This window comes from Kitasatospora sp. NPDC059973, assembly GCF_042737525.1.
Taxonomy (GTDB): Bacteria; Actinomycetota; Actinomycetes; order Streptomycetales; family Streptomycetaceae; genus Kitasatospora.
In genome coordinates, this window is the sequence record NZ_JBHWUI010000227.1 from 1 (window position 1) to 10,411 (window position 10,411).

The 10,411-nt window shown below is 71.3% G+C and carries 10 protein-coding genes and 1 pseudogene; 9 read left to right on the forward strand and 2 right to left on the reverse strand.

The window, feature by feature from the left end; genetic code table 11:
• A pseudogene (locus tag ACFWA9_RS35750) lies at nucleotides 1-335 on the forward strand (hypothetical protein); the annotation flags it as partial.
• Between the two features lie 193 nt (nucleotides 336-528).
• On the opposite strand, the gene ACFWA9_RS35755 reads toward ACFWA9_RS35750, so the two are convergent.
• A complete protein-coding gene (locus ACFWA9_RS35755; protein ID WP_380393103.1) occupies nucleotides 529-1,884 on the reverse strand; it encodes a tetratricopeptide repeat protein in 1,356 nt (451 codons plus the stop codon).
• Nucleotides 1,885-2,009: 125 nt separating this feature from the next.
• Between ACFWA9_RS35755 and ACFWA9_RS35760 the strand changes: the two genes are divergently transcribed.
• Nucleotides 2,010-3,062: an NAD-dependent epimerase/dehydratase family protein gene (locus tag ACFWA9_RS35760; protein WP_380393105.1), complete on the forward strand. Its 1,053-nt coding sequence runs from the start codon at nucleotides 2,010-2,012 to the stop codon at nucleotides 3,060-3,062.
• Between the two features lie 17 nt (nucleotides 3,063-3,079).
• The gene (locus ACFWA9_RS35765; RefSeq protein WP_380393108.1) at nucleotides 3,080-3,787 is read left to right on the forward strand and encodes a DegT/DnrJ/EryC1/StrS family aminotransferase; all 708 of its coding nucleotides are present in this window, start codon (nucleotides 3,080-3,082) and stop codon (nucleotides 3,785-3,787) included.
• 24 nt (nucleotides 3,788-3,811) lie between these two features.
• Here the strand turns inward: ACFWA9_RS35765 and ACFWA9_RS35770 are convergent, their stop codons facing one another.
• Nucleotides 3,812-4,687: a glycosyltransferase family 2 protein gene (locus tag ACFWA9_RS35770; protein WP_380393111.1), complete on the reverse strand. Its 876-nt coding sequence runs from the start codon at nucleotides 4,685-4,687 to the stop codon at nucleotides 3,812-3,814.
• Nucleotides 4,688-4,715: 28 nt separating this feature from the next.
• Here ACFWA9_RS35770 and ACFWA9_RS35775 point away from each other — a divergent pair, with 28 nt between their 5' ends.
• The 6 genes from ACFWA9_RS35775 (at nucleotide 4,716) to ACFWA9_RS35800 (ending at nucleotide 10,241) form a co-directional block, all read left to right on the forward strand.
• Nucleotides 4,716-5,462, forward strand: a complete 747-nt coding sequence (locus ACFWA9_RS35775) for a hypothetical protein (protein ID WP_380393114.1) — start codon at nucleotides 4,716-4,718, stop codon at nucleotides 5,460-5,462.
• Between the two features lie 9 nt (nucleotides 5,463-5,471).
• Nucleotides 5,472-6,809, forward strand: a complete 1,338-nt coding sequence (locus ACFWA9_RS35780; RefSeq protein WP_380393117.1) for a hypothetical protein — start codon at nucleotides 5,472-5,474, stop codon at nucleotides 6,807-6,809.
• Between the two features lie 74 nt (nucleotides 6,810-6,883).
• Complete coding sequence (locus tag ACFWA9_RS35785) at nucleotides 6,884-7,315, forward strand: NUDIX domain-containing protein (protein WP_380393120.1); 432 nt, start codon at nucleotides 6,884-6,886, stop codon at nucleotides 7,313-7,315.
• Nucleotides 7,316-7,855: 540 nt separating this feature from the next.
• The gene (locus ACFWA9_RS35790; RefSeq protein ID WP_329492187.1) at nucleotides 7,856-8,764 is read left to right on the forward strand and encodes a LysR family transcriptional regulator; all 909 of its coding nucleotides are present in this window, start codon (nucleotides 7,856-7,858) and stop codon (nucleotides 8,762-8,764) included.
• A 59-nt stretch (nucleotides 8,765-8,823) separates the two neighbouring features.
• On the forward strand, nucleotides 8,824-9,936 hold the full coding sequence (gene alc, locus ACFWA9_RS35795) for an allantoicase (protein ID WP_380393123.1): 1,113 nt from the start codon (nucleotides 8,824-8,826) through the stop codon (nucleotides 9,934-9,936).
• 74 nt (nucleotides 9,937-10,010) lie between these two features.
• Entirely contained in the window at nucleotides 10,011-10,241 is a 231-nt protein-coding gene (locus tag ACFWA9_RS35800; RefSeq protein WP_329488950.1) for a hypothetical protein, read from the forward strand.
• The last annotated feature ends 170 nt before the right edge of the window (nucleotides 10,242-10,411 follow it).

Consider the following 10,411-nt stretch of genomic DNA (forward strand, 5'->3'; position numbering starts at 1 on the left):
CGGCCGCGACCGGCCGCGGCGCCCGCCGCCCCCGGCGCGGCCGCGCCAGCGTCCCCGGCCCGGTCCTGACCACCCGCCGCCCCCGCCGCGACGACCGCCCCTACGACACCCACGTGCTGCCCCCCTGTCACGCCGGGGCACCCGCGCCCACCCTGCGCCCGGTCGACCTGGACACCCTCCCCGACCTCACCGCCGAGTCCGGCCGCGGCCTCTTCCTGATCCACGCCCTGACCGACCACGTCCAGCTCCGCAACCACCCCCTGCGCGGCGCGATCGTCAGCTTCGACAAGGTCCTCAAATGGCAGGACGACGCCCTCCTGCGGGCGGCCTCGTAGCGCCGGCACCCCTCTGAACTGAGCGAATGGCCACTCCGGCGAGCCCCCCGGGCGGACTAGGTGCATTAGGCGCTGTCGCGGACGGAGTTCTACGGCAGGTGCATCGCGGCGACGGAGTACGCCGAGGCGGCCATGAGCTTCGTCGGTCCAAATCAGCTCTCCACACTCGGGAAGCGGCCGCCCGCAGCCGGTGTCACTGGGACACGAGCTCGCCAGCTCTCTGCGCGAGTTCGGATGCGCCAGGGATTCCTCGCCTGTTGTAGACGGCCATGGTCGAGCGCACCGTCCTCAGCTCCTTCCGGTTCCGGTCGGAGGCCACGCCATCCATGAGATCCAGGCACTGATCCCAGAGGATCACGGCCTCCTCGTGGCGGTGCTGGGAGGCTACGGATTTGGCGAGATTCGCGAGGGTCAGGCCACGCACCCGCTGGTACGTCTCGGGGACACGGCCCTCCAGTGCCGCCCTGTAGTGCCGTTCGGCGGCCCGGTGGTCCTTCATCTCGGTCAGTGTCTTGCCCGTGTGCGATGCCACGGTCGCCGCGACCGGGCCGGAGGCCGCGGCGTAGGAGGGGACGCCGTCGTCGCCGGCGAGCATGGCGTCCTCGGCGGCCAGGAGCGCCCCGGCAGCGTTCTTGCTCCGGCCGTTCGCTCCGTACGCCCGCGCGGCCGTCACCAGCAGCAGCGCTTCCGTCTTCCGGTCGACCTTCCCTCGGGCCCGCGACAGCGCGGCCTCGGCCAGTTCGACGCAGTGCGTGGTCTGGCTCAGATCGAGGGCTTGGTGGGTGAGGGCCCGCATCATCCAGGCTCCGTGACCTGCGGGGTCGGACTCGCAGGCGAGCTGGTAGGCGAGGAGGTAGAACCTCTGGGCCGCGCCCTCGCGGCCGAGATCATGGCACTTCCATCCGACCAAGGTCGCCAGCTCAGCCGCCGCGCCGTACGCACTCCGGCGGACCTCCTCGGACGGGAACGTGGCCTGGAGCATCGGCACGACGGCGTCTGCCAGATAGGACGACACAGTGGACAGCCCGTGGCCGCCGCCCAGTCTCTCGTCGGCGGTCCGGAACATCTCGGTGAGCTGCCGGACGGTGAAAACCTCTTCAGCCCCGGCTCTGCGACCGCCCTTCGCGGTTCGCAGGGCAGCGGCGACGGCTTGGTGGTCGTAGACGAGCGGGAGCCCGACTGCGGCGGTGCCGAAGGCGAGGGCGAGGAAGTCGCGACGGTGGAACATGACAAGTCTCCCGAGATCGGCAGCAGTTGCCAGAGGATCAGGGGTCATGACCTCCCCGATTTCGGGGAAGCCTAGACCGATCTCGGCGACCGTCACCTTCCGCTTCACCATTCTGGTCAAAGCCTCGGCAAGGTAGGTCGCGGTTCTGCCAGTTGGGGTGCCGCCCCGGACCCAGGAGAGCACGGCGGATCGTGAGGTGTGCAAGGTCTCGCCGGCCTCCGCCGCAACCGTGCGGACCGTTCTGGCCAGGGCTTCGTACGTGCACCCGGCTTCCTCGATGACGCTCGCCAGCTGCCGGTTGGGCTTCTTACTGCCAGTCAACTCGCACCCCCAGAGCTGATCTTGAACAGATTGAACGGGATGGGTGGGCCATCACCGTACCGCCTGAGCGTGGTCGGCTGTTCACTGAGTGCACAAACCCGCACTTCAGAGGAGGTCGTTGCCTCATGGCCGACGTGTATTTCGACCCGCGCCTCAGCGAGTTGGCCGGGGCCGGCGTGCTGGTCACCGGGGGTGGTGGCCTGATCGGCAGCCGCATCGTCGCCCAGCTCGCCGCGTGCGGAGCCAGGCCGACCGTCCTGGACAGGTTCGACGCCTACCCGCACCCGGTGCGGGACCTGTTCCAGGTGGACCAGTACGGCGCCCGGATCGTCCTCGGGGATGTGCGCGAACGGGCCACCGTGAAGTGGCTCGCGGGCCGCGCGGACTACGTGATCCACGCCGCCGCGTACGCCGACGTCGCCGCCTGCACCCGCCGGCCCGACACCGCCTTCGCGGCGAATGTGCACGGCACCCAGACCGTCCTGGACGCGGTGCTGGAGTCGTCGGTGAAGCGGCTGGTGTTCGTGTCCTCCGCCTCCGTCTACGGCGACGGCATCCCCGCGGAGGACGGTGTGGCGCGCTTCACCGAGGAGCAGCCGCTGACCCCGATCTCCGTGTACGCCAACACGAAGTTGTGGGGCGAGCACCAGGTGCGCCTGATGCTAGGCAGCAGCGACACCGAGTACTCGATCGTCCGGTACTTCTCGGTTTACGGCGACCCGCAGATCCCCAAGCCCGGCTCGCACTCCTGGATGGTCCCCTGGCTGGCTCTGTCCGCGCACACGGGCCGGCCGATGCGGCTCAACGGCGGTGGCCACCAGGTGCGCGACATGGTCCACGTCGAGGACATCGCGCACGCCACGATCCTCGCGCTCATCGCCGACCAGGCCGCTGGACAGACCATCAATATCGGCACCGGCATTCCGACCTCGGTCCGGCGGATCGCGGAGTTGGTCGCCGCCCACTATCCCCGCGCCGCTTTCGTCGCGACACCCATGCCCGAGGGTGACCCGCGCGGAGGCTACGCCGACACCTGCCGAGCCACCGATCTGCTCGGCTGGCGTCCCGCCGTCACCCTCACCGAGGGCGTGGGCCGCTACGTGAACTGGCTCAGGACCACGCCGGGCGCCATCCCGGACTGGTTCACCGCCGCGCCGACCACCGCTATGGCCGCCTGAACGAAGGGACCGCTTCCATGCGCGTCGTGCTCCTCGGCGGAGCCGGATACATCGGCTCCGTTGCCTCCCACCACCTCGTCTCCCACGGCCACCACGTCACCGTCGTGGACGGCCTGATCTACAACCGCGGGGACGCCAACAAGGTCATGACCACCGGCGAGGGTGGGATGATCGTCGGCCGCGCGGACCTCGTCCAAGCCGCCCGCCTCCTCGGCCGACACGGCATCGACTCCTCCGTGTGGCAGCGCCACGGCAAGCGCCGCACTGCCGACTACGAGGTCACCGTGCCGGGCCTGAAGTACAGGATGCCGGACATCACGGCCGCGGTCGGGATCCAGCAGTTCCAGAAGCTGCCGGACTTCACCGCGCGCCGGGCGCAGATCGCCGCTTCCTACGACCGGTCCCTCGCCGGCCTTTCGGGGTTGCGGCTGCCGTTCGTCCTGGACAGCGTCCAGCACGGCTGGTTCCTCTACCCCGTCCTGATCGAACCGGGCGGCGGCCGGAGCCGCGACACGGTGGCCGACCTGCTCCTCGACGTCTATGGGATCGGCACCAGCGTCCACTTCAAACCGGTCCACCGGCTCGCCGCGTACCGGTACGTCGACTGCCACCTGCCCGTCACCGAACAGATCGCCGCGCGGCAACTGTCCCTGCCGTGCTACCCGGCCATGACCAGTACGGACGTGCAGCGCGTCATCGACGCGATCCATGCCCTCTGGTCCTGACCCGCAACTCCGCGAGGCCGACTGTTAGATGACCGGCGGCCGCCCCAGCCTGGTCATCCGCCACACCGTGCTCCACCGCATCGGCCGACGCGGAGGACACGGCGTCCGAACGCCCTCGAAGAAGCCCGACCACCACGCCTTGAGGCCGGACAGCGGCGGACGGCGAAGCACCGTGTACAGCGCCCAGGAGGTGAGGTAGATCGGCATCAGGACGGCAGGGAGATGACGCTTCGCCAGCCACACCCGATTGCGTGCCGTCATCCGGTAGTAGGTCGCGTGCCGGGCCGGATCGGTGCGGGGGTGCTGCAACACCAGATCGGCCCGGTAGTCGATCTCCCATCCGGCATCGAGCGCACGCCAGGCGAAGTCGGTCTCCTCGTGCGCGTAGAAGAACTCGGCGGGGAAAAGGCCGACTTGGTCGATCACGCTCATACGGATCGCGTGCCCGCCACCCAGGAACGTCGTGACCGGACCGGACTGCAGCGGATCGCTCGCGCCAAAACGCGGGACGTGGCGGCGCTGGGTGTACCCGGTCTCGTCCGCGATCCGGAAGGACACCACACCGAGGCACGGAGTCTCTTCGAAGGCTTCTCGGATCAACCGGAAGGTGTCGGTTCGGGGAAGCAGCCCGTCGTCGTCCAGGACTACCAGGACATCGACACCGCCGAGTTCACGCAGCCGCTCGACGCCGGCATTCCGCCCCCCGGGGATGCCCAGGTTCTCGGGCAGCTCGACCGCGTCCACCCACTCCGGCAACTCGGGCAGCTTCACGCCCTGCCCGAGCACCACGGTCCGGGTGCTGCCGCCGCCCTCCTGGGCTTCGACCGAGTCCAGGAGCGCACGAAGCTCCTTCGGCCGGTTGCCCATCGTCAGCACCACCACGCCCAGCGTGACGCCCATCGCACCCGATCCCATCGAGGAACCCTTCATGATCTCGCCGACACCGGAAGCGGCCGACGCGCCGTTGCGCGTACTCGCCGAGACCCGCAGGCTCCCGGACCACCAGCACCTGGACCAGCACACCCTGAGCTGGATCGCCGGCAACCGACCCGCCGGTCCCAGTGCCCCGGCCACGATGCCACATCGCCCGACCCTGCTGGTACCCGACGTTTCCTGGTTCGCCAGCCCGGCCGTGATCGACTCCATTCACGGCGCCCTGCACGACGCCCGCGTCAGCCTTCTCGTCCAGTTCCTCGCCCAACATCACGAGCCCGGTAATGATCAAACCCTGGCCCTCGCCGCCGCAGCGGCCTGCCACGACTGCCGACGACACCACGACCGCGACGACCCCGGCCACGGCGAACGCGCCGCACGCTGGCTCGCCGGCAACCTCGACACCGTGGCCCGCACCTTCGGCCAACCGGTCACCACCGAGACGATCACTGCCGTCGCCCTCCACGACGTCCCGTACGACGCCTTCACCGACACCCAGGTCAGCGCCTACCGGCAGAGCCCGCACCTGGTGGACCTCCTCAAGGCCGCCGACGCACTCGACCGCTACCGCCTGCCCCTCCGCCGCTGGTGGCCCGACCCGGGCCGCCTACGTGTAGCCCTGCCGGCGTGGCTCCCGCCGGTCGCGTTCGACCTGGTCGTGCACAGCGAGCAGGCACGACTCGACGGCGCCGATCACGGCGAGGCTTTGGAACACGCGCTCCACACCGTGCTGCCCGAGTAGGAGGACCCGTTGCACGCCGACTGGGAATACGCCCACACCGACTACAACGCGCCGGTGTCCCGTCCGTCACCCGCCGGGCTCGCGGAGAGCGAAGCCGACTGGGCTCACCGCCTGGAGACACAGACCCCGAACGGCTGGCTCCTGCGGGACAACGCCATGCTCCGCAGCCTGGCCAGCGGCGCCCCGATGCACCTGCTCCACCTGACACGCGACCTGGGCACCGTCCGCAGCAGCGGGCACCTCTACGCCTCCACCGGCTGCCTGGTCGGCGCCGTCTACGGGGCGCCCCTCACTCCGACCGGTGGCGCATACCGGCCCCACAACCTCGGCTCCTACCTGCTGGAGAGCAGGCAGAACAGCACACCACTCATCATCGAGGTCACCCCCGGCGCTCCAGTGCCAGCCAAGGGCCTCGACTACCTGCGCCTCGGAGGCATCCACCTGAGGACGTATCAGACGTACCGGCACTTCCTCACCGGAGCGGAGGACGACAGTGTGCTCCGGTCCGTCGTGGACCGGGTGCGCGTCGCTGCCCCGTTCCTCGACACGCTCCTGCGCAACGCCAGCGGCGGCACGGCGCCGGACGAGTCGTTCATCGACACCCTTGCCGCCACGGTCCCGGCCTTCCCCTACCTCGGGTACCTCTACTTCGAGACCGTCGCCGAGTACTTGATGCTTCACTCCACCAGCCGGGCGACCAAGGAGTACGCCGACCGGGGCGAGCTCAACAACCGCCTGTACAAGGAACTCGCGTTCTCTGCGGTGCGGGGGATGGGAGTTCTCTTCGACCTCGGGCGGTTCGCGCCGGACTGCGTGCGGCTCTTCGAACTCGTCGGGCGCATCGAGCCCGGCCTGGCATCCGGCCTGCCCGGCTACGTGCGACGCCGGATGTCCCACCTGTTCGCCGCCACAGCCCTTGCCCCGGATCAGGACGCCTCCGCCCTCACCTTCCACGGGGCGGACCTGGACACACTGGCGGACACCGCCCCGTGCCTCCTCGGCCAGCTGATCTTCCGGGAGATCCGGATCGCCGACCGCTACCCGCAGCTCTACCACTGCTTCGAACAGGTCAAGGCCCTGGAAGTGTGGAGCTACTGGAACTCCGAGCGCATCCCGACGCCGTTCAACGGCACGACCCCCAAGGGGGAGATCGGCATCAATCCGGCCTACCCGGATGCCCGCTTCTCGGTCTGGACGGCGGAGACCTGCGAACGGGGGCTCCTCCACCCGGTCGAACAGATCGACGCAGTGCCGGCTCCTCGCCTCGTGCCCTGGTTGGTCGCTCCCCTACGGGACAGGACGGAGGAGGAACGATGGTTGAACCGGCACCTGGCACCCGCGAGATAGCTCCCGCCGGGCTGTCGAGCGGCTGGCTCCTCCACTGACTCGCCCCGCACTATCGAACAGGAAGCAGGCCCCCCATGCAGCACCGCGTCCGCGCCGTCCTCCTCACCCCGAACGACACCATGCTGCTGATCAAGCGCATCCGCCCCGGCATCGACCCGTACTGGGTGATCGTCGGCGGCAAGATCGAACCGACCGACGCCGGCCCCGAGGAGGCCCTGCTGCGCGAGGTCCGCGAGGAGATCGCGGGCGAGGCGGAGATCGTCAGCCACCTCCACACCATCGAAACGGCCACAGACCACGAGGACTTCTACCTCGCCACCATCAAGAAGTGGAGCTTCGAGGACCGCACCGGCCCCGAGTTCAGCCAGGAAGGCCGAGGCGAGTACGTCCTCGAAGAGATCCCCCTGACCACCGACGCCCTCGACGCGGTCAACCTCCTGCCCCAGGACTTCGCGGCCGTCCTGCGCGAGGCCGTCGAGCGCGGGGAACTCCTCGCCGCCCGCTGACCGCAAAGGCGGCCGGGTCGGCTGAGCCACTCGACCTCCACCGATGGTCCTTGATGTGATCAAGACCGCTGCGGCAAAAGGGCCTTGGCGTGGCGGTTGACGAGGTACGTTCCTCCAGTTGGGACCGCTCCCCGCGACTATCGCGGGCATCATCGTGGTCAGGCGACCAGCGGGCGCGAGATCGGCACGTGTGCTTCAGCCGCCGCTGATCACCCCAGCGTTAGGCCGGGCGCCAACTCACCCACGCGCTTCATACGGTGGAGGGGTGGTGGCGATCTGATCTGGGCGGTCCCGGGGCACATCTGGGGCACATGAGGGCGAAGAATGCCGCTGACCAGTGCGAACCACTGAAGGTAGTTTCGCCTGGTCGGCGGGGCTTTTGTGGTCGAACTCGCAGGTCAGGGCCTTGCGGTGATCAAAAGATCCTCACGTGGCAGGACGACGCCCTCGTGCGGGCCTGTTGACCACGGGCGGACACCCCGCCCGGCGCCGGCCCGGGCGCGCCCTCCGGGGCGGAACTACGCTGGCGCGATGGGTGCGGTGGGTGAGTGGGATCTGCGGCGGCTGCGGGTGCTGTGGGCGGTCGGTGAGTGCGGGACGGTGACGGCCGCGGCGGAGCGGCTGCGGCTCTCGCCGTCGGCGGTCTCGCAGCAGGTGTCGGCGCTGGCCAGGCAGGTGGGCGCGCCGATGCTGGAGCCGTACGGGCGGCGGGTCCGGCTGACCAGTGCGGCGCGGCTGGTGCTGCGCCACGCCGAAGTGGTGTTCGGGCAGTTGGAGCGGGCCGAGGCGGAGCTGGCGGGGTACCTGCACGGCGAGGCGGGCGAGGTGCGGGTGGGCGCCTTCGCCACCGCGATCGGCGGGCTGCTCGTCCCGGCGATCGCCCGGCTGCGGGCGGACGCGCCGCGGCTGGCGGTGCGGGTGGTGGAGACGGAGGCGGCCGGGGCCTACGGGCTGCTGGCGGCGGGGGACGTCGACCTGGCGCTCTCGCTCGCGGTGCGGCCGGCCGGCGGCGATCCCCGCTTCGTCGAGTCCGTCCTGCTCAGCGACCCGCTGGACGTGGCGCTGCCGCCCGGGCACCCGTGGGCCGACGCCCCGGGCCTGCGGCTCGCGGACCTCGCCGACGAGCCGTGGATCTACGGCGCCGCCGGCCCCTGGCGGGAGATCACCCTGACGGCGTGCGCGGACGCCGGGTTCGTGCCCGAGCGCGCGCACACCGCCGCGGACTGGTCGGCGATCCTGGCGATGGTCGCGGCCGGGCTCGGGGTGGCGCTGGTGCCCCGGCTGGCCTCGGCGGGGCGGGTCGGCGGGGCGGTGGTCCGGGCGCTGCCCGCCGACCTGCCGACCCGCCGGGTGGTCGCCGCGGTCCGCGCGGGGACGGAGGGGACGCCGCCGCTGCGTCGGGTGCTCGCGGCCCTGGCCGAGGCCGCCCGGGATGTTCAGTCCGGCTGAACGTTCTGGTCAGATCTTTGTGATGGACCTGACGGGTGTGCCGGGGTGACCGTGGAGGCATGACCACCGACGCGACCGCCACCGAGACCGCCGCCACCGAGACCGCCGCCACCGAGATCGCCGACGCGCTGCCCTACGCGGGCGGCAACCCCTACGCCGACTACCGCTCCGGCAGCTTCGCCTTCACCGCCCTCACCGACCTGGCCGACCGCCGGCTCGGCGGCGCCGTGATCGCCGCCAACGACGAGCTGTTCGCCGAGCGGGAGAACCTGCTGCTGCCCGAGCCCGCCGAGTTCCGCCCGCACACCTTCGGCAACAAGGGCCAGCTCATGGACGGCTGGGAGACCCGCCGCCGCCGCGGCGCCGGCACCGACCGCCCGCACCCGACCGCCGAGGACCACGACTGGGCGCTGATCCGCCTGGGAGTGCCGGGGGTCGTGCACGGCGTGATCGTCGACACCGCGCACTTCCGCGGCAACTACCCGCAGCGGATCGCCCTGGAGGGCGCCGAACTCCCCGGCACCCCGGGCCCGGAGGAGCTGCTCGCCGACTCCACCGTCTGGCACCCGCTGGTGCCCGCCTCGCCGGTGCGCGGCCACGCCGCCAACGGCTTCGCCGTCGAGGACGGCCGCCGCTTCACCCACCTGCGGCTCAGCCAGTACCCCGACGGCGGCATCGCCCGGCTGCGGGTGCACGGCGAGGCCCGGCCGGACACCGCCTGGCTGGCCGCGCTCGGCACCTTCGACCTGGCCGCGATCGAGCACGGCGGCGCGGTCGAGGACGCCTCCGACCGCTTCTTCTCGCCCCCGGCCAACCTCGCGCTGCCCGGCCGGTCCCGGGCGATGGGCGACGGCTGGGAGAACCGCCGGCGCCGCGACGCCGGCCACGACTGGGTCCTGCTGCGCCTCGCCGGGCGCGGCGCGATCCGCGCGGTGGAGATCGACACCGGCTACTACGTCGGCAACGCGGCCGGCTGGGCCGCGCTCTACGGACGGGACGAACGGGCCGCCGACCCGCAGGAGTGGTTCGAGCTGGTGCCCCGCACCCGGCTCCAGCCCGACGCCGTCCACCGTCTGGTGCTGGACGCGCCCCGGCCCGCCACCCACGTCCGGCTCGACGTCTTCCCCGACGGCGGCATCGCCCGGCTGCGGCTGCACGGCAGCCTGGTCTGACCGGGTACGGCCGGGGCGGGCGGCGCCGTCGGCCCCCGGTTGCCGGGGCCGGAGGGCCGCCGGACGATGGGGGAATGATGCACCAGATGCGCGCCGAGTACGGTGACGGCGGTCCGTCCGCCGGGGTGAGGCTCTGGCACATGGTCCGCGGCTCCGAAGCCGTCGCCATGTGCGGCCGGGAGCTGGACGAGGGGGCACAGCTGCGGGATCCGGCGGACTGGGGCAAGACGCCCGAACTCTGCTGCCACACCTGCGGCGCGTACTTCCTGCGCGAGACCCCGTACCTGGCGACCGAACACCCGTAGCCCGGCGGCGGCCGCCCGTGGCGCGTCCGGCGGCTCCGGCCGCGCGCTGATGCGGCGCGAACCGCCGGCCGGGCCCTAGTAGGGCTTTGTTAGGTGGTGTCGTAGGGCTGCCATGGGGTGGGTTGTCGGCAGGTGGGGCAGGTGCCGGTCCAGGTGGCGATGAGGTGTTG